Here is a 19,268-nt window from a genome sequence, read left to right as displayed (position 1 = left end):
TTTGAGATTTTAATTAGAAAAATATAATCTATCATACTCAAAAGGTTATATGGCTCAATTTTATTTTTAAAAAAAGATCTGAAAAATCAATTAATTTCTCAGAAATAGAAAGAAAAACCATTCTTTCTGCATAACGTTTGTTACGAAAATGAAATCATATGTAAAAACAGCCTGTTCTTTTTTTGTTTTAAAAGCATAAACTTGTACAAAGTCTGACGGGAGCGTGATACCAATGAAACGGTTATTGATATGGATACTAGCAATAGGTCTTTTATTAGGAGGATGCAGCGGAGCACCCCCTACTGAGCCGAAAGGCCAAGCGGCACAAGGAGCCATCGGGGATGATATCCCCATCACTAGGGGGCAGGCAGCAAAAATGCTGGCTTTGGCTTTTTACACACCCCAAGAGATTAAAAATTTACCTCAAGATACTTCTTTTCCCGATGTGGCAAAGGATGATTGGGCATATCCCTATATTAATGCCGCTGTGGAACTTAATTTCTTTTCCGGCGACGGAGAAGGGTTCCGCCCCAATGATGATTTATTGCTTTGGGAAGCTCAAATTCTAATGGATCGTGTGGCTCCTGATTATGAAAAACGAATGGTCTTAACGGATGACAATAAAGAGATGGCAGTTGCCTATAGCCTCTGGACACAGCTTTTCGAAAAGGCCTTGATGTCAAGGCGAGGTGAAGATAGCATATTTTCCTATGGAATCAAAAAAGAAACCCAGGTTCTATTTACAAATGGTGAAGAAAATCTTTTTGATGGGGGGATTTATGGGTCAGATGGGTACAACCTGACAGCTTATATCGACGAAAAAATTTCATTTTGGCAAAAAGACGGTGAAATCATTGGATTACTCTCCGTAGATGAGGTTACCCCTACCATCCAAAATATTTATTGCAGGAAAGAAGGCAATCAAATTATTGTAACCGGTGCTGGCGAAAAAGCTTATAATTTTGAAGGAACAGATTTTGAACCGGGACTTTGCAATGTGACCATTGAAAATGGTAAAGCATCCGTTAGAGAAGGCACAAAACTTAGCGGCGAAGTGATAAAAAGAGTAGATAATAAAGAAATATACTTAAGTAGCAAAGGAAAGATGCAGTGGTCAGAAAACTTCCGTGTTTATGGACAGGATTTATCATGCCTTAATCAAAATGCCCTAATCTGTGGTACCGATTTGGCAGATTTTTATGTTTTGGATGATACAATTATGGGAGCTGTGATTCAGAAAGATGTTGTTCCCGAAAAGATTCGCGTGCTACTAGGCGGCGGATTGCAAGAATCGGTTACCATAAAAGGTGCAGAAGGCTTCTCCCTATCTAACGGTGTAGGAGAAAAAGACTTCAGTTCTGGAACAGCCACCCTTACAGCAGATCTGGCTTGGTTTGACCACGGCATTGTGACTGTCTCAGGGAAGGTTCGTATGACCTTCAATGGCGGAGAAGAAAGAGCCTATTCCGGTCTAATCGAAATGGAACGCATTGGAGATAAAATTGCAATTATAAATGAATTGCCTATGGAAGAGTATCTCTTGGGTGTAGTTCCTTATGAAATGCCGGTAAGATTCGGTCAGGCTGCTTTAGAAGCACAAGCTATTTGTGCCAGAAGCTATGCCTATAATCAGTTCTATGCCAATGCATATGGTCACTATGGTGCCCATGTAACAGATACAGTTGCCAGTCAGGTTTTCATGGGCTCGGATACTGCACCTGAAGCTGAAAAAGCAGTATCGGCAACAGCAGGTATGTGTGTTGTCGCTGGTGATCGGGTGGCACAAACGTACTTCTACTCTACCTCATGCGGATACGGAGCCAAGGACACTGATGTATGGTCAGCAGATGCTACCTTCAGTGGAAATAGCAAAACCTATTTGCAAGGGCAAGCCTACGGAGTAACCCAGGAAGTGCCAAAAACGGAAGAGGAATGGCTTGCTTTTTGGCAAAATTGGCAAATGGATGGGTATGATAAATCCTCTGCTTGGTATCGATGGAAAGTATATTATAGCGCTGGACAGCTTGGCGAAATAACAGAAAAAACTTTTGCAAATATTTCCGCTTCCAATGGAGCATTGATTAAGGTAAAGCAAAACGATGGCAGTTGGAAAGCAGAACCTCCAAAAGGGTTAGGAAAATTAATTGGAATATCTGTTGCAGAACGAGGAGATGGCGGTATTATTAAAGTGTTGGAAATGAATTTTGAAAACGGTGCTGTGCAAGTATTTACGGAAAATGCCATTCGTAAAGTCCTTTCTCCAACAAAACTGACCATCGGAGAAACCATTAATCTTCAAAGAATCAGTGGTGGAACACTGACAGGACAAATTATGCTTCCCAGTGCATTTTTTGCAATAAAAGAAATGAAAAATAGCGAGGGAGTGCTGACGGGAATTGCCCTGTATGGCGGTGGTTGTGGTCACGGCGTAGGTTTAAGCCAATATGGTGCCAAGGAACTGGCTGCCCAGGGGCTAAAGGGAGAAGAAATCATACAAAAATATTTCCCCGGTACGACTGTAGAAAAGGTAATGTAAACACTGTATAAACCTGCCTTTAATAAATACTAGGGCTGAAGGATTCTTGAGAACCTTCAGCCCTTGATGTCTATTATTCCTATCTTCTGGTTTAACTCTGCTCGTCTTTCGCATCTTTTTCTCAAACTTAGTTCCAGTTTTTTAGATAACTCTTTTATGGGCTTTATTAACTTTATTAAATAGACAATGCCCAAAACGAAGTTGTGAATAACAACTATAGCATATAAATACAAGCGTCATACTTCCTTTTTTTAGTTCACACTTTTTCCATTCTACACAGTATCTTTTGGAATGTTAGGGCACCCCCACTCCCCTTCTGCATACCATTATACAATCTATCCATTTATTAGCATATTTGCCCTAAAAAAACTGACTTCCCCTAGGTTGGAATTTATTTATAACCTAGGGGAAGTCAGTGATAGTGACTAGTCTATGTATCATAAAGAACATAAATACAAATTTATTTAATTAGAGAAAGAAAGATTAGTTTTTTAACCCTGTACATATGGAATATATTTTTGAACCTCTTGTACATCCTTTTGGTCCATATATGTAACGTTATATACTGTAATATCCTTTTTACCATTCAAATAAAATATAAGGTTTTGCATCTGCAGCATCTGCATCTCCCGCTGGTCATAAGAAATCAAATCTTTTGCAACACCATCGACGCCTTTGCACATTTCTTCAATAGATGGAACATAATAAGAGCCATCCTTTGCCTCTATCCATTCCACCAAAGCCCAGCCATTACTCTTCCATTGAAAATCCAATCGAGAAGGGATACAGCTTCCACCACTCTCAATAAGCTGACTCCCTAAGTTTGGTGTCCGTAGGAAAGAATATCGACTGGAACCAATAACTGCATAAACAGAGAGTTTATCCTTCTCTTGAGAGATATGGCTAATCAAAGGAGCAACTATTTGCACCTGTCGATTGTCTATATCTTCAGAATAACGTGCTATCATTGCAGTATACACAGCTTTCATTACATCACTATGTCTCGTAATCAAGCCCTGCTGTGTCTTACTCTTCATAGATACCATTCCGCGCTTTTCTAGATCTTCTCCATAGCGTTCTTCATCGTAAACAAAGGGTTCTAACGCAACGGAGTCCAATGCGCAATATGCCTCAAACCACTGACCCGGTTTCATTTCTTTCAGTAAATTGGGAATTGTAGCATCTGGGGTATTTAAAAGCTTCAAACAAGCCGCCATCATGATATATCCCCTGGTATCTGCAGGCTGATCCTTACTGAATCGAGTCAGTAGTTCCGCCAAAGCACCATCTCCAAGCTTTAGCAATTCTTCATATTTCATATTCTCGCGTAATGCTTCGTAGGAAAAGGTGTCACCCATTTCATTCACAATTTCTTCTAGCAATGAACTGCATCGAATTTTGTTTAAAAAATAATCTTCATCCCCTGCTAAGAACAGTTGATCCAATTCTTTCATAAAATTACGGAACGTGTCTATATCAATGACCATACTGCGTAAATCTGTCTCACCGAAATATTTTGCACCATCTTCTCGGTCAAAATGGAGAATTTGCTCCTCTCCATTTGCATCAGTAATGGCATACTCAAAGAAAGATGCATTCTCTACCAAAGCCAAAAAAATCATAGCATCCCGCTCAAACCAACCATCTTTAGAAATTTCCTTACCTTTCTCCAAAATCAAATACTGTCTTGCTCCATAAGGTTCTTCTTTGGTGAACAACTCAATTCCCTCATTACTGGGACGGATGCCTTCCGGTAACGTTAATTTGCTAAGAATTGCCCCAACTCCCACATGATTGCCAATATAGTCAAGCTTGCATTCATACAGCATTGCCACTGAGTCAACTATTTCTTCTTCCCCTTGATTCTCCTGAATCTTTCCACAACCCACAAACGCTGTTCCAAACCAAACAATGAAAAGCAAAGATATAAAAAGCGGTATTCCCCTTTTCTTTTTTCCCATATCAAAAATATAGTCAATGCGCACTTTTAAAGCTTCCTTCCCCCCGTTAAATGCTGTTGAAAATGGATTTGTTTGTCCTCCCCTTCGGATGCTGCTTAAAATAGTCAATCCATAATCCTGACGTTGTGTCAAAGAACACTTTTCCAAAACCAAGGTATCACAAGAATATTCTAAATCCTGTTCCGCTAACCGCCCCATCCAATACACAAAAGGATTAAAAAAATGTATCCCTTTTCCAATCACCAACACACTTTTATACCAAATATCTTGTCTTTTACAATGTACCAGTTCATGCTTTAAGATATATCGCAACTGGTTTTTATCATACTCTTCATGGTTTAAATATATTCTCTTACGAAAAAAACCTGTGCAAAGAGGACTGGGTAATACACCACAATAAAAAATTTCTGGTCTTTGTTTCATACACATCTCTTGGCAAGCATCATAATATACTTCCAGTACCTGTGCATCTCTAATACTACGGCTGTTTCTATTTAGATCTCTTAGAAATCTTTCATATTTAACGCTCTGATATAGAAAATAAATAAACATGCCAAAAATCCAGAAAATCCAAATCTTATCCAGTATGCCTCTCATGCCCATTGAAACGTCCGTCGTTTCAATGGGCTGAATTTCTTTGTTCTCAGCACTTTGCCCCTGAATACTATCTACAGTAAAGGAGGAACCACTTATTTTATTCATTTCCAGTGGAATAGTCTTTAATGGGTATGTAGTCTCTGCTTTTGTCTGTATCCCGGGTATTTCCACAACTGGTCTAGGTAAAGTGATATCAATGGGCACAATCAGTCTCAATCCAATGATAAGCCAAACAAAATATCTCCATTTCACCCCATATTGCTTCCCAATAAAACGTGTCAGAACGCCTAAAGCAATGATTGCAATAGAAGAAAACATAGAAATTTTTATAACACTTTGGAACAAAAACATTAAGTCTCGCCCCCTGTTTTGTTACGAATATACGCAGCCAGCTCATCTAAATCATTTTCAGAAATAGCACGACTGTCATATAACGAGGCAACTAATTTTGTAAGAGAATTGTTATTCACCTTATTTAGGAATAGCTTGTTTTCCAGTGCCAAATAGGTTGTCTCTTCAACACTAGCAATATAAAAACGGTTTTTCCCTTCTTTATAAGATTGCAAAAATCCTCGTTCAATCAGACGATTCAGCAAAGTTTGTAAAGCAGAAATATTCCATGAGCGCCTTACCTCTAATCGCTCCTTAATTTCTGCTGTTGAAAGAATTTTTTCACCGTTCCATATGACTTTCATAATTTCTAGTTCCGTATCTGGTAAGCGAGAAATTTCTTCTGTTTTTTTCATGCTATCAACTCCTACATTTGTATGTTGTTTATATAATACAATTGTAGGAGTTCCTTGTCAAGTATCATTTTACTTGAATTTACAATGCCACTGTGTTATTCTTAAACAAGTAAAAATACTATGAAATGAGGATTATTTATGGGTAAAACTTTTATTCCTAAGGGCTATGCGTCCGCGCTTACTTTATATGAAACACAAAACGCAATCGGTATGATCCATAATACCTTTGAAGAAAATCTTTCTCAAAATTTAAATCTGAAAAGAGTGTCCGCACCCTTGTTTGTGGATGCACAAACAGGCTTGAATGATAACTTAAATGGCGTGGAACGTCCCGTTAGCTTTGAAGTTCCTGCAACAGGCGTTACGGCTGAGGTGGTTCATTCCTTAGCAAAATGGAAAAGAATGGCTTTGCATCGTTATGATTTCCATCCGGGCAAAGGTATCTACACAAATATGAATGCAATCCGCCGCGATGAGGTTCTGGACAATTTGCACTCTATTTATGTTGATCAGTGGGATTGGGAAAAGGTAATTACCGCCGAAAAGAGAAACGTGCAAGAATTGAAATATACCGTGCAGGGCATCGTAATCAGCATTTGTGATACCTTAGATGTAATAAAGCAAAAATACCCTCGTATCACCACAGAGCTTTGCAGAGAAGTAACCTTCATCACTTCTCAAGAATTAGAAGATAAATATCCCGATCTTACACCAAAGGAAAGAGAGAATGCTATTGCAAAAGAGCATAAAACTGTCTTTATCATGCAGATTGGGGATGTTTTAAAGTCCGGTAAGCCCCATGATGGTCGTGCACCAGACTATGATGATTGGAAATTAAACGGAGATATCCTGTTTTACAATCCTGTTTTAGATTGTGCTTTTGAAATTTCCTCCATGGGCATTCGTGTTGACCCAGAAGCTATGGATGAACAATTGCGTAAAGCAAACTGCGACGACCGTCGTGAACTTCCTTTTCATAAAATGTTGCTGGAGGGCAAGCTTCCCTCTACCATCGGCGGCGGTATCGGACAATCTCGCTTATGCATGCTGCTTTTAGGTAAAGCTCATATTGGCGAGGTACAATCCTCCATTTGGGATCAGGAAACCATTGATGCTTGCAAAGAAGCAGGAATTGTACTTTTGTAATTAAATAGACAAATGAAACTGAGCGGAAACTAATTAAAAGTTTCCGCTTTATTTGTAAGAAATACGCTGGGAGGTGAAAACATGTGGATAAAAGTAAATAACTAAGCAAGGCAACAATTTCATTGCCTTGCTAATTATTTTTAGATAATGAAAAATCAATATCTATCACAGTTGTTATTCTCCCGCCTTTCTGTTCAGTCCAAATTTCTCCTGTGACTGAACACATTTCTTGAGTTTCACTCTCAAAAATAGGGGCGTTTAACATCAGTTAAAATAAATATTAGGAGGCACACACATGTCATATTTTACTTTTGAAAATAAGCAGGTTTACTATCAGGAACTGGGCCATGGAGAACCATTATTACTGCTCCACGGAAATACTGCATCCTCTGCAATGTTTGAGGAAGCTGCAATAAAATTTATGGAAAACCATACAGTAATTCTAATTGATTTTTTAGGCCATGGAAAATCCGAAAGAATTCTTGAATTCCCCGCAGACTTATGGTTCTACGAAGCACAGCAGGTTATTGCTTTTCTTGAGGAAAAAAACTATAACAATGTAAGTCTCATTGGTAGTAGCGGTGGGGCTTTAGTGGCCATCAACGTAGCCTTAGAGCGCCCCAAACTTATTCATAAAGTCATAGCTGATAGCTTTGAAGGAGAAAATCCACTTCAAGCATTTACAGAAACCATCGGTGAACAACGGGAGCTTTCCAAGAAAGCTAATGAAATAAGGGGTTTTTATATCTCCATGCATGGTGATGACTGGGAAAAGGTTGTGGATTGCGATACGCAAGCCATAGAAAAACATTCTCGAGAAATTGGTAAGTTTTTTCATAAATCTCTAGAGGATTTTGTCCCTCCTATTCTTTTAACGGGGAGTAAAGAGGATGAATTTGTATTAGAACTGAATGTAAATTACTTTGAAAAGACCTATTCCAACTTGATTAAAAAAATCGGTCACGGCGAAATGTTCCTCTTCGAAAAAGGCGGTCAACCTGCCATGCTTTCGAATCTGGATACCTTTGTTAGAATCAGCGAAAATTTCTTGCATAAATAATGCACTGTCACAAAAAGCCACCTGAAATCAATAATGGTGGCTTTTTCATTCTGGTTCTATTCCATTTTAATCCTGAATTATTCATCAGTAGTGCTATCTGCCAGTACCGCCTCTGCACCAGCGTTTTCAAATATCTCTGCTAGTTTCATATACTTAGCAGCACTTTCCCATTGACCAAGCTCGCCATAACAAGTCCCTAGACGTAGACATACAAAACTGATTTCTCCACCATCCAGTCGGAGCGTATTCTCAAACCAAAAAATTGCCTGCTTCCAAACATGCTTTTTATAGAAGTATTCCCCTAAACTTATACATACTTCCAATGATGGCGCATCCTCTTGGGCGCAGGTTAATAACAATTGAAATCCTTCGTCTTCAATCTCCTTTCCACGCAAACGAGCCATGAGCTCTCTGGCACGCTGTGCACGCTGCTCCATTTCCTCTCCCCTTTGGTCTAAAAGTATGATTGCATCCGCCAAAGGACTGATACGCTCCAAACACTGAGAAAGCCCTTCTTCATTTTCTATTGTCAAATAAACACCGATGGAACTCAATCCCATCACCCCCTGCTCTTAAAGTATATGCAGGGACAAAATTCGTCGTTCTAAAAACATTGAAAAAATACAATAAAGATAGGCGTTTGGATGTAGATAAAAGCATAATTTTTGAAAGAATCACAAGCTTCGAAATATGCAGTAGACAAACATGTTATTAGATGCCACCACCTTCTTATCTCTACCTATGCTAATCTTTACCTAGGGATTCCGATTGTAATTACCCTTTCATGGGAAAATAGAATATAAAAAAACACCCCATTAAGGGGTGTTTTAAGATTTCGTAAAAGTATATCTTATTTGTGGCCTGCAGCCTTATAAGCTTCGATACCTTTGCCTAACAGCTCGATACCTCTTGCCATATCTTCTGCATTCAAGATATAAGCGATACGCAGTTCGTTTTTACCCAAGCCAGGTGTAGCATAGAAACCTTCAGCAGGAGCATACATAACTGTTTCGTTGTTTTCTCTGAATTCTTTCAATAAGAATACTAACAAGTCTTCTGTATTTTCAACAGGCATCTTGCAAGTGATATAGAAAGCACCACCAGGCTGTTCGCAAACAACGCCGGGGATTTTCTTGAGTGCTTCGTAAGAAACGTTTCTTCTTTTTTCGTATTCAGCTCTAACTTCAGAGAAGAAAGCAGGATCTAATTTATAAAGAGCAGTTGCGCCAACCATTTCCAATGTAGGGCAGCAAAGTCTACCCATAGCAATCTTCATAACGTTAGCCATAAGATCTGCATTCTTGGAGATTAAGCAACCAATACGAGCACCACAAGCGGAGAATCTCTTGGAGATGGAGTCAATGATGATAACTCTGTCAGCTACATCTTCGTACTGACCAAAGGATGTCATTTCTCTGCCGTCATATGCAAATTCTCTGTAAACTTCGTCAGCCAAAATCCAAAGGTCATGCTTCTTTGCGAAGTCACAAATAACTCTCATGTCTTCTCTGGAAAGAATGCAACCTGTAGGGTTACCAGGGTTAACGATAGAAATCATTTTTGTTTTTTCTGTTACAGCTGCTTCCAATCTATCCATGTAAGCATATTTGTAACCATCTTCAGCGTAGGTTGTAACAGGTTTAATTACACCATCAGCAGCCTGAATGAATGTCAAATAGTTTGTGTAGTAAGGTTCAGCAACAATTACTTCATCGCCAGGATTAATCAAAGACAAGAATACCAAAGTCAAAGCTTCGGAACCACCACTAGTGATTAAGATGTCTTTTCTGTCTAAACTCATATCAAAGGTTTTAAAGTAATCAATGATAGAATCCTGTAATTCAGGAAGTCCGGGAGATTCAGCGTAAGCGAGAACCTTTTGGTCAAATCCTTTGATTGATTCCATAAATACAGAAGGTGTTACGATATCAGGCTGTCCGATATTCAGATGATAAATCTTTGTTCCCTGTGCCTTAGCTTCTGCAGCCATAGGATTAAATTTTCTGATAGGGGAATTCTGCATCGCTTGTACTCTGTCAGATAATTTCATTGTTTTTCACTTCTCCTTCATCATTTTCATCATTATAATATGATATTATGTGTTATTTTTTAGGCAGTATACATTAGCAATTATTTTATTCGAACTAAAATAATGAAATAAAATTCATTTATTGTTCAATAATCCCACAATGCCCGCTAATTACCTACCTAATTGCATTTTCAGTATACCACTTTTCGCAATAAAAACAATAGTTATAGTGAATTTTTCTACAATATTTAGAATTTTTGGTTGTTTTTAGTACGGATTTTCTATTACCGGGAATAAAATTATTGATAAAAATACTGTATTTTTCTTTTTTCTATTATTATTTTTCATTTTAACAAGCTTACTACCTTAGAATGAAGGTTTAATCGTCTTTTTTAACAAATTATGAAGAAAACTCTTCAATTAAACTTTCACAAAAAAAATTGTTTTATTTTTTTCCATGGAGACTTCTGCATAAATTTGAAAAAATGTCTTTTTCTCTGCAAAAAAGCCCCATGCAATTTATACATGGAGCTCCCCTTTTATGAAATAATTTCGCCTTTGTTCTCAAGCTTTTTCTTTTCTTCCAAGGCTTTTTTCAATACCATATCTTTCACTTTCATTAATCGTGTTGTACCTGCACGTTCGTTTTCTTCCAGCTTCATGGTAATATATTTAATTGTCTCCTGATAGTTTGGAATCATAACGTTTTCTAAGGCATTTACACGACGACGGGTGCGTTCAATTTCCTGGGCCAAAAGCTGAGCAGTTTTTTCACTTTCCGCCAAACGCAATAAAGGCTCCATTGCATTAGAAAAAGAAAGCATTGCACTGTCTAATTCTCCTGATGAAAAAGCAAGTCCATAGGGATAAATATCCCCACTGCTCTCTTCTGCTTGGAAATCAAAAACAGGTACATTAACACTCATAATATTCTTTTTTGTAACCTTTACAGCAACGGATTGCTGAGGAATCATTAAAGATTCTCCCAAAACACTTTCGCTTAAAACTGCTCTGGCTATAATAAAGTCTTTATAAGCATTTTCCAAAGCCGCCTCTGCTTCTTCACGAAGGCGCTTATTTTCCCGTACGATATTCAAGAACTGCTTCATCAGCTCATCCAGTTTATCCTTCAGCAGCTTATGACCTCTAGTCGCTGTCTTCAGCAATTGCTTTAATCTGGACATTTCCATACGGGTAGGATTGACATTCAATCTAGCCACGACTCATCACTCCCCGTCTGCTAAATATTTTTCCAGATATTCGTCACGAATACGCTTCAATTCACTCTTTGGCAGCATACGAAGCAAGTTCCATCCGGTTTCCAATGTCTGTTCTATGGTTCTATCAGTTCTAAAACCTTGAGATACATATGTTTTTTCAAATTCATCTGCAAACTTAGCATAAATCAAGTCTGTATCGGACAATGCAGATTCACCCAAAATTGCCATCAGTTCTTTTGCATCCTTACCACGAGAGTAAGCCGCAAACAACTGGTTCATGGTATCGGCATGATCCTCTCTTGTTTTGCCTTTACCAATACCCTTATCCTTCAAACGAGAAAGGGATGGCAAAACGTTGATTGGAGGCTGAATGCCTTTTTTATAAAGATCACGGCTTAAGATAATCTGACCTTCCGTAATATATCCTGTTAAGTCAGGGATAGGATGGGTCTTATCATCTTCAGGCATGGTCAAAATAGGGATCATTGTAATAGATCCTTCTTTTCCCTTCATACGCCCAGCACGTTCATACATGGTTGCAAGGTCAGTATATAGGTAGCCCGGGTAACCACGACGACCGGGAACTTCCTTCTTTGCCGCAGATACTTCACGAAGAGCCTCTGCATAGTTTGTAATATCCGTTAAGATAACCAAAACGTGCATCCCTTGTTCAAAAGCCAAATATTCCGCAGCAGTTAATGCCATACGAGGGGTACAAACACGTTCAACCGCAGGGTCATTTGCAAGGTTTACAAATACAACAGAACGATCAATTGCACCAGTTGCCTTAAAGTCATTGATAAAGAATTCTGCATCCTCAAAGGTAATACCAATAGCCGCAAATACTACGGCGAACTTGGAATCTGTACCACGAACCTTTGCCTGACGAGCAATTTGAACCGCCAAGTTGGCATGTGGCAAGCCTGAACCGGAGAAAATGGGAAGCTTTTGACCACGAACCAAAGTGTTCAAACCGTCAATAGCAGAAACACCAGTTTGAATAAATTCCGCTGGATACTCTCTTGCTGCAGGATTAATAGGTGCACCGTTAATATCCAAACGTTTTTCTGGGATAATTTGAGGGCCGCCATCAATAGGTTTACCCATACCGCTGAATACGCGCCCTAAGATATCGGGGGATACGCCAAAATCCAAACTTTTGCCTAAGAAACGCACCTTGCTTTCCGCAAGATTAATTCCCGTAGCACTCTCGAATAACTGTACCAGCGCTGTATCACCGTTTACTTCCAGAACCTTACATCTTCTAACTTCACCGCTTGATAATTCGATTTCGCCTAACTCATCATATTTTACGCCATCAACACCTGTTACGAGCATAAGGGGACCGGCAACTTCTTGAATCGATCTATATTCCTTTATCATAATTCATCTGCCCCCTTACTGATTAAATCATTGATTTCGGCTTTAATATCATTTTCGATTTCATCGTAGCTCTTATCTACGTTTACTTCTTCCGTATACTTTGCACGGCCGATACGCTCAATTACATTCAGCTTTGTGATTTTCTGAATATGAACACCCGCCTTAATTGCAGCCTGTGCTTCGTGATAGAAGGTCAAAATCAATTTTAACATTCTATACTGCTTATGCAAAGATGTATAGGTATCTACCTCATGGAAAGAGTTTTGATGCAAGAAGTCCTCGCGGATAGAACGAGCTGTTTCCAGAATCAATCTATCACCGTGAGACAAGGAGTCAACGCCAACCAGCTGAACGATTTCCTGTAATTCAGCCTCTGTTTGCAAAAGTCTCATCGCTTCGGTGCGATGCTCAGAAAAATCGGGATGTACATTGATATCTGCCCATTCGTCCACTCTGTCCTGATACAAGGAGTAGCTTGATAACCAGTTAATTGCAGGGAAATGGCGCTTATAGGCCAAGGATGCATCAAGACCCCAGAACACCTTAACAATACGTAAGGTAGCCTGAGATACAGGTTCGGAAGTATCACCACCGGGAGGGGATACTGCACCGATTGCTGTCAGTGTACCAATTCTTTCTTCCTTACCCAAGGATACAACGCGGCCCGCTCTTTCATAGAACTGCGCCAAACGAGAACCCAAGTAAGCAGGGTAGCCTTCTTCACCTGGCATTTCTTCCAAACGACCGCTCATTTCACGCAGTGCTTCCGCCCAACGAGAAGTGGAGTCCGCCATCAGTGCAACGTTATAACCCATATCGCGGAAGAATTCCGCAATGGTAATTCCTGTATAAATGGAAGCCTCACGAGCCGCAACAGGCATATCGGAGGTATTCGCAATCAAAACGGTTCTTTGCATCAAGGATTCACCCGTACGGGGATCTTTCAGCTCAGGAAACTCACATAAAACGTCAGTCATTTCGTTACCACGCTCGCCGCAGCCGATATAAACAACGATGTCTGCATCCGCCCATTTTGCCAGCTGATGCTGTGTAACTGTTTTACCGCTGCCGAAAGGCCCGGGAATTGCAGCAACTCCACCCTTTGTGATAGGGAAAAATGTATCTACAACACGCTGTCCTGTTACCAACAAGGAATCAGGAGATTTTTTCACTTTATATGGTCTTTCACGACGAACGGGCCATTTTTGCATCATGCTTACGGAAACATCCTTACCTTTTTCATCGGTAATAATGCAAACGGTCTCTTCCACCGTAAATTCGCCTACATAAATTTCTTTAATTGTTCCCTTCAAACCAAAAGGAACCATAATTTTACAAACTACAACCGCTGTTTCATTCACAATACCAATCACATCGCCAGCTTCAACTGCTTCGCCGTTTTGCGCTGTTGGCTCAAACTTCCATTTTTTATCGCGATCTAAGGACTTAACTTCAATGCCCTTTTGAATGTTTGTTCCGCTGGCTTCAAACAGCTTTTCCAGAGGACGCTGAATTCCGTCATAAATGGTGGAAATCAAGCCGGGGCCCAATTCAACGCTCATTGGCATCCCTGTAGATACAACTTCCTCGCCAGGTCCAAGACCTGATGTTTCCTCGTAAACCTGTATGGATGCTTTATCTCCGTGCATTTCGATAATTTCACCAATAAGGTGTTTCTCTGATACACGCACCACGTCAAACATATTGGCGTCTCTCATGCCCTCCGCTATTACCAACGGACCCGACACCTTTACTATCGTGCCTGTTTTCATATGCTCATTCACCTACAATCGTATTTATTCACTAAACAATATATCCGCACCAATCGCACGTTTTGCCGATTCTCTTACTTCGTTCATACCCAGACCCATGCTTCCACCAACACCCGGAATCACAATTATGGCGGGTAATTCAAAATCCTTGTACTTTGCAATGCTTTCCTTCGCCATTAAACTAGCCTGCTCTGTGATATAAATAATCGCATAGTCCTTTTCTGCCAGTTTATGAATTGTCTTTTTTACCTCCTCTGCATTGTAAGCAGGGAAAATGTCAATTCCAAGAGCGAGAAAGCCCAAAATGCTGTCCTTATCGCCAATAATTCCAACTTTAGACATAAGTCTCTCTCACCCTTTCTTTAATAATGGCCGGATCAATGCTATGCATCTTACAAGTCATGATGATACGAATACATTTCGCTTCGGTTTCTTTCGCCAATATAAACGCCATAACCGGTTCAGGAGTCAAGGTCTTATATTTTGCATCCTTAATATACTCCATCAGGTAATCATCACAAGCTTTTTCAAAAGCCGTAAACCCTTGATCCATATACTTCTCACAGAGCAAGCCATACGGCGTCTCCTTTAAAACTGCCACCAAAGAATCACTACGGAATGCTCTGGAAATCAGCTCTAAGCTTATACTCCCCCCGGGTACAAAGCTTTCCTCTAAAACTTGAAACTCTCTATCCATTTTTTTCACCCGATAAAGGGTTTTCAAATTTGTGATATCTGCCAGCATCTGAACATATTTGGAAACATAGATATTACCAAGTTTCGCTGCTGCTTTTTCCATAGTAGAAAAGCAAGCCCTATCCAGAATGGTGTCAATATATCTTCCGTTACGGGTTTTGGCATACATACTAATAGCCTCTTCTACAGCCTCCCCGTTTATGTTGGGCAGCTCCGTATAGTTTCTTTCCCGCAAATTCTTACGCAGTGTTTCTATAGGGATCGTTCCGCCCAAAATTAAAAACTTCTTGCCACTTACCTTGGAAACCTCTTCCTTCAAAAGAACCTTGATATTATGGTAGTCATTTTTATAAAGGAAAATATCAATCAATGTTTCCTGAGGAATTAAACCGGCTACAGCCTGATAGGTTTCCTCTAGATGATTTCCAATCATTTTTTCAAATTCGTAAACGCCTTTAATCTGCGTTTTTCCGTAAGCGCTGTCAGACAATATGCGAAGGGCCTCTTCGGCAGTTTTTGCATCTGCCATCTGCATTAGCTTTTGCTTTGTCATCAAGGAGTTTTCCATAGAACGGACACTAGCCACAGCGAAAGGGTAAATCTTATTTTTTGACATCAAGAATCCCCCTCCTTAAAACAAAATTTTTGCTGCTATTTGTCTAATCTCTTCTTGCTCCACCGTGATAATGGACTCAAAAGAATAATTATATTCAATATCTCCATTTCTCACAATAAACCCACCGTCAAGTTCCCTGCTTTGTTCAGAAAGGACAAATCCTTTTTCCTCAATAACAGAGGCTAAGCGCTCTCTATCCCCTTTCGAAACAATAATTTCTTTACCGATTTCCTTATCTAATTTGGCAAGCATATTGCCTACTGTTTCTGCGTACTGGGCATCTGGTAAAGTTTCCAACCTCTTCTTGGCTTCAGCAATAATGTCCTCAATAATACCTTGCTTTTCCTGCAAAACTGTAATTTTCCCTTGCAGCTCTGCACCCGAAATAGCCTTTGCCTTTATCTTTTCTGCCTCAGTCTCTGCATTTTTTTTCAAAATATCGCTTTCACGCTTTGCTTTTTCTTCTGCTGCCTTTAAAATTGCTTCCACTTCCAAATTGGCTTTCTCTTTGATTGCCGTTGCTTCCGCTTCTGCCTTCTCTATGATTTTATCGATGATAATTTTACCGTCATTCATAGGAGTGCGCCTCCTTTTCTTTCAAGTTTATCATACCTGGATGCTGTTGAGCATCAGGAAGGAAACGAGCAAAGCCAAAACTGCATATGTTTCTACCATCGCTGCGAAAAGCATACCTTTTGCTAACTCACTTGGCTTTTTACCAACCAGCATAATGCCAGCTGCAGCCGCTTTACCCTGAGCAATACCGGAGAAAATACCTACAAGGCCAATTGGCAAGGATGCCGCAAAAATACCTGCGCCTTGAATCATTGTTAATTCAACCATGCCGCTGCCACCCAAAAGACCTACCTTAACCATTACCAAGAAAGCAATGAGCAAGCCGTAAATACCCTGTGTACCGGGTAAAGCCTGTAATAACAAAACCTGACCAAATTTATTAGGATCTTCGGAAACAACGCCTGCTGCTGCTTCACCAGCAACACCAACACCAATTGCACTTCCTATACCCGCAAGAGCAGCAATTGCTGCACCTGACAACGCTAAAAATTCACCGCTGAATAAACTCTCAACCATTATTCTTCTCCTCCTTGAGTATCTTGATATATTTTGTTCTTCTTTCAAAAGGTGCAAACGGTCTGCCGCCGCCTGTATAAAATTTTCCAAAGAATTCCACATACTGCAATCTACAAGAATGCACAAATGCGCCCAGAGCATTGATTGCAATATTGAATATGGTTCCAAATACAAACGCTATCAGCAAAATAATTGCGCCCTTTATTCCGCCGCCTGCCAAGGAGCCTAAGGTGTTAATTACCTTCGCAACAACACCCGTCGCCAAACCTAACGCAAGAAGTCTGGAGTAGGAAAGAACATCAGATAAATAACTGGTAATTCCGTAAAGGCTGCCAAGACCGCCTGTAATTTTACCGAAAATACCTTTTTTGCTTCTCCCGCCGGTTAACAGGATTCCTACCGCACCCACAATAGCCATTCCCTCACCGATTGTGACTGTTACAGGGGAAATACTATCACCAATCCCAAACAGTACCAAACCGATTAATAATACGTACCAAAAACCAATGTCAAATAATGCATCAAAGGGATGACCATCCCGAATCAGCATATAAGCCTGTATTCCCATCCCCACGAACAAATGAATTGCGCCAAGGATAAGGGAGAAAATTAATAATTTCATGGGTTCTGTCAATGGATCAAACCATATTGGCTTAATTACGAAATCTGCATCAAATAGCGTTTTTGCCGCCACCGTGAAGAAATCACCAAACCACCCTCCAAAAAGAGCACCCCACATGAAAGTAGAAATGCCACAGTAGAAGAACATTTTTATCATTCGATAAGTCATGCCTTCCAATTTGTACTTCTTTAATATAATCCAACACCCTACTGCCATAATAATGCCATAAGCCGCATCGCTCAGCATCATACCAAAAAATATAAAATAAAATGGTGCCAATAACGCTGTAGGGTCAATATCATGTCTTGTGGGCAAGCTATACATATTTGTAACTGCCTCAAAAGGAGTTGAAAATCCCCCGTTATTTAGACAGACAGGAACCTCATCTTCTGGTTCAGGCTCACTCATATTATAATAAAATTCATATTTTTGTAAAAGCGCCTCAACCTCTGCCTGTGCCTTTTTAGGTACCCAACCGTCAAAGTAAAATACCATTTCAGTACTAAGCATATCCCCAACGATTTTTGCTCGATCACGGCGCATATTCAAGCTATCATAAAGGAATTCAATATTGCTTCTTGACACAGATAATTCACTTAAAATAGCCTCTTTGGCAAAAATTCTCTGTCGATTTTCTTCCACTTGTGTTTCATATTGCTTCATCGCTTCCCTCGGCGTTCCCTTATGCTCTGCAAAAGAAACTGGGTTAAAAGCAAACTCTCTAAGAGCTTCATAGACTTGCTCCCGCTCCTCTTTCAAACAGATAATAGAAATGTAAATCTGCTGTGTATCCGCACTTACCTGTTGTACTACTGCTGAGGATACTTTCTCCAATACGGTCTGCAATAAGCTTTCATACTTTGTTTTAACGCCAACTGTTCCATAAATTACTGCAGAATATTTTGTTTCCTTCATTTCTAAAGGGATATCCATGCCTTCCCAAGGTTTCAGCCCAGCAATCATGCCCTTTAAACGATTGACTTCATTTTGCCCATCCGCAATTTGTTTATAACACATAACCGCCGTATCCACGTTCATTTCTGTTTCTGTTTTGATTCGGTTCATGTGATTGACAAACTCTCCTCGGTCAATTTCCTCTCGAACCTGAAACAAAGGCTTTTTTCGTGGATCATAGCGGTTAATGGCCTCTAATGCGGTGCTGACACGGGCAATATCAGCCTCCAAACGGGAAACATCCGCACTGTTACTGGTTCTAAAAATATCAGGCATCCACTCTTCATCATTTACCGTGCCTTCCTGAGAGTTGATTTCAACAACACCCAAATGCATCAGCTCATGAATAAAGGGGGTTCGGCCACTATTTAAACCAATGACAGTAAGCTTTCGCATCTCAACGACTGCCATACACTCCCACAACCCTTCCAATTACCGCTTGAACAGCTTCTTCTTTCTTTTGTGCTGCCTGCTCTTTAATTTGCAAACAAACTGTTTCCGTATTCTTTTGAATGTTCTGGATTTCGACGCGACTTTCATCCTCTGCTTGTTTCGCAACAAGCTGCATCAGTTCTTTTCCTTGCTGCTGAACCTGCTGCAATAGCACTTCTCTTTGTTTCTGCGCATCCTTTTTCAAAGCTTCCGCGTCTTCTGTGGCCTGCGTTACGATCTGACCAGCTCGTTCTTCAGCCTCTACGATGCTCCTCAGGATCTCATGAGCCATTACCATCACCTCTCTTGTTTACAATTCGCCATGCAAATTGTATAGTATGCATTTCTGTTAGGAAGCGAACCTCTTTTGTTAAAGTTATAACACTACTTAATACAAAAAAAGAAG

At 40.0% G+C, this 19,268-nt stretch carries 16 protein-coding genes; 3 read left to right on the top strand and 13 right to left on the bottom strand.

Annotation, left to right across the window (positions count from 1 at the left end; genetic code table 11):
* Nucleotides 1-232 precede the first annotated feature (232 nt).
* Nucleotides 233-2,536, top strand: a complete 2,304-nt coding sequence (locus CPRO_RS03615; RefSeq protein ID WP_066047945.1) for a SpoIID/LytB domain-containing protein — start codon at nt 233-235, stop codon at nt 2,534-2,536.
* Nucleotides 2,537-3,027: 491 nt separating this feature from the next.
* Here the strand turns inward: CPRO_RS03615 and CPRO_RS03610 are convergent, their stop codons facing one another.
* A complete protein-coding gene (locus tag CPRO_RS03610) occupies nt 3,028-5,445 on the bottom strand; it encodes a M56 family metallopeptidase (protein WP_066047943.1) in 2,418 nt (805 codons plus the stop codon).
* Entirely contained in the window at nt 5,445-5,840 is a 396-nt protein-coding gene (locus CPRO_RS03605) for a BlaI/MecI/CopY family transcriptional regulator (protein ID WP_066047941.1), read from the bottom strand. The genes CPRO_RS03610 and CPRO_RS03605 overlap by 1 nt, the downstream gene beginning before the upstream one ends.
* Nucleotides 5,841-5,978: 138 nt before the next feature.
* On the opposite strand from CPRO_RS03605, the gene asnA reads away from it, so the two are divergent.
* Together asnA and CPRO_RS03595 are read left to right on the top strand one after the other, a co-directional pair.
* Nucleotides 5,979-6,986, top strand: coding sequence for an aspartate--ammonia ligase (asnA, locus tag CPRO_RS03600; protein WP_066047939.1), 1,008 nt, complete (start codon nt 5,979-5,981; stop codon nt 6,984-6,986).
* A 295-nt stretch (nt 6,987-7,281) separates the two neighbouring features.
* A complete protein-coding gene (locus CPRO_RS03595) occupies nt 7,282-8,046 on the top strand; it encodes an alpha/beta hydrolase (RefSeq protein WP_066047937.1) in 765 nt (254 codons plus the stop codon).
* Nucleotides 8,047-8,123: 77 nt separating this feature from the next.
* Here CPRO_RS03595 and CPRO_RS03590 read toward each other — a convergent pair whose 3' ends face one another.
* From CPRO_RS03590 to CPRO_RS03540, 11 genes are all read right to left on the bottom strand, one after another.
* Nucleotides 8,124-8,600: a tetratricopeptide repeat protein gene (locus CPRO_RS03590; RefSeq protein ID WP_066047935.1), complete on the bottom strand. Its 477-nt coding sequence runs from the start codon at nt 8,598-8,600 to the stop codon at nt 8,124-8,126.
* A gap of 296 nt (nt 8,601-8,896) precedes the next feature.
* Nucleotides 8,897-10,096 carry a pyridoxal phosphate-dependent aminotransferase gene (locus CPRO_RS03585; protein WP_066047933.1) on the bottom strand — a complete coding sequence of 400 codons (1,200 nt, stop codon included), beginning with the start codon at nt 10,094-10,096 and terminating at the stop codon, nt 8,897-8,899.
* Between the two features lie 518 nt (nt 10,097-10,614).
* A complete protein-coding gene (locus CPRO_RS03580) occupies nt 10,615-11,295 on the bottom strand; it encodes a V-type ATP synthase subunit D (RefSeq protein WP_066047931.1) in 681 nt (226 codons plus the stop codon).
* Between the two features lie 6 nt (nt 11,296-11,301).
* Nucleotides 11,302-12,678, bottom strand: coding sequence for a V-type ATP synthase subunit B (locus CPRO_RS03575; RefSeq protein WP_066047927.1), 1,377 nt, complete (start codon nt 12,676-12,678; stop codon nt 11,302-11,304).
* On the bottom strand, nt 12,675-14,450 hold the full coding sequence (locus tag CPRO_RS03570) for a V-type ATP synthase subunit A (RefSeq protein ID WP_066047925.1): 1,776 nt from the start codon (nt 14,448-14,450) through the stop codon (nt 12,675-12,677). Before CPRO_RS03570 ends, CPRO_RS03575 begins: the two co-directional genes overlap by 4 nt.
* A gap of 24 nt (nt 14,451-14,474) precedes the next feature.
* Complete coding sequence (locus tag CPRO_RS03565) at nt 14,475-14,792, bottom strand: V-type ATP synthase subunit F (RefSeq protein ID WP_066047923.1); 318 nt, start codon at nt 14,790-14,792, stop codon at nt 14,475-14,477.
* On the bottom strand, nt 14,785-15,762 hold the full coding sequence (locus tag CPRO_RS03560; protein WP_066047921.1) for a V-type ATP synthase subunit C: 978 nt from the start codon (nt 15,760-15,762) through the stop codon (nt 14,785-14,787). The genes CPRO_RS03565 and CPRO_RS03560 overlap by 8 nt, the downstream gene beginning before the upstream one ends.
* A gap of 15 nt (nt 15,763-15,777) precedes the next feature.
* Nucleotides 15,778-16,338, bottom strand: coding sequence for a V-type ATP synthase subunit E (locus CPRO_RS03555; RefSeq protein ID WP_066047917.1), 561 nt, complete (start codon nt 16,336-16,338; stop codon nt 15,778-15,780).
* A 30-nt stretch (nt 16,339-16,368) separates the two neighbouring features.
* Nucleotides 16,369-16,854, bottom strand: coding sequence for a V-type ATP synthase subunit K (locus CPRO_RS03550; RefSeq protein ID WP_066047916.1), 486 nt, complete (start codon nt 16,852-16,854; stop codon nt 16,369-16,371).
* Nucleotides 16,847-18,841, bottom strand: coding sequence for a V-type ATP synthase subunit I (locus CPRO_RS03545; protein WP_066047915.1), 1,995 nt, complete (start codon nt 18,839-18,841; stop codon nt 16,847-16,849). Before CPRO_RS03545 ends, CPRO_RS03550 begins: the two co-directional genes overlap by 8 nt.
* On the bottom strand, nt 18,828-19,154 hold the full coding sequence (locus CPRO_RS03540; protein WP_066047912.1) for a hypothetical protein: 327 nt from the start codon (nt 19,152-19,154) through the stop codon (nt 18,828-18,830). The genes CPRO_RS03545 and CPRO_RS03540 overlap by 14 nt, the downstream gene beginning before the upstream one ends.
* Nucleotides 19,155-19,268 lie beyond the last annotated feature (114 nt).

Source organism: Anaerotignum propionicum DSM 1682, assembly GCF_001561955.1.
Classification (GTDB): domain Bacteria; phylum Bacillota; class Clostridia; order Lachnospirales; family Anaerotignaceae; genus Chakrabartyella; species Chakrabartyella propionicum.
Note: the sequence above shows the minus strand (reverse complement) of the source record. Positions and strands in the feature narration are given on the sequence as shown.

Coding starts and splice junctions, on each gene's coding strand:
- CPRO_RS03615 (WP_066047945.1), top strand. CDS start 233: ATGAAACGGTTATTGATATGGATACTAGCAATAGGTCTTTTATTAGGA.
- CPRO_RS03610 (WP_066047943.1), bottom strand. CDS start 5,445: ATGTTTTTGTTCCAAAGTGTTATAAAAATTTCTATGTTTTCTTCTATT.
- CPRO_RS03605 (WP_066047941.1), bottom strand. CDS start 5,840: ATGAAAAAAACAGAAGAAATTTCTCGCTTACCAGATACGGAACTAGAA.
- asnA (WP_066047939.1), top strand. CDS start 5,979: ATGGGTAAAACTTTTATTCCTAAGGGCTATGCGTCCGCGCTTACTTTA.
- CPRO_RS03595 (WP_066047937.1), top strand. CDS start 7,282: ATGTCATATTTTACTTTTGAAAATAAGCAGGTTTACTATCAGGAACTG.
- CPRO_RS03585 (WP_066047933.1), bottom strand. CDS start 10,096: ATGAAATTATCTGACAGAGTACAAGCGATGCAGAATTCCCCTATCAGA.
- CPRO_RS03575 (WP_066047927.1), bottom strand. CDS start 12,678: ATGATAAAGGAATATAGATCGATTCAAGAAGTTGCCGGTCCCCTTATG.
- CPRO_RS03570 (WP_066047925.1), bottom strand. CDS start 14,450: ATGAAAACAGGCACGATAGTAAAGGTGTCGGGTCCGTTGGTAATAGCG.
- CPRO_RS03565 (WP_066047923.1), bottom strand. CDS start 14,792: ATGTCTAAAGTTGGAATTATTGGCGATAAGGACAGCATTTTGGGCTTT.
- CPRO_RS03560 (WP_066047921.1), bottom strand. CDS start 15,762: ATGTCAAAAAATAAGATTTACCCTTTCGCTGTGGCTAGTGTCCGTTCT.
- CPRO_RS03555 (WP_066047917.1), bottom strand. CDS start 16,338: ATGAATGACGGTAAAATTATCATCGATAAAATCATAGAGAAGGCAGAA.
- CPRO_RS03550 (WP_066047916.1), bottom strand. CDS start 16,854: ATGGTTGAGAGTTTATTCAGCGGTGAATTTTTAGCGTTGTCAGGTGCA.
- CPRO_RS03545 (WP_066047915.1), bottom strand. CDS start 18,841: ATGGCAGTCGTTGAGATGCGAAAGCTTACTGTCATTGGTTTAAATAGT.
- CPRO_RS03540 (WP_066047912.1), bottom strand. CDS start 19,154: ATGGCTCATGAGATCCTGAGGAGCATCGTAGAGGCTGAAGAACGAGCT.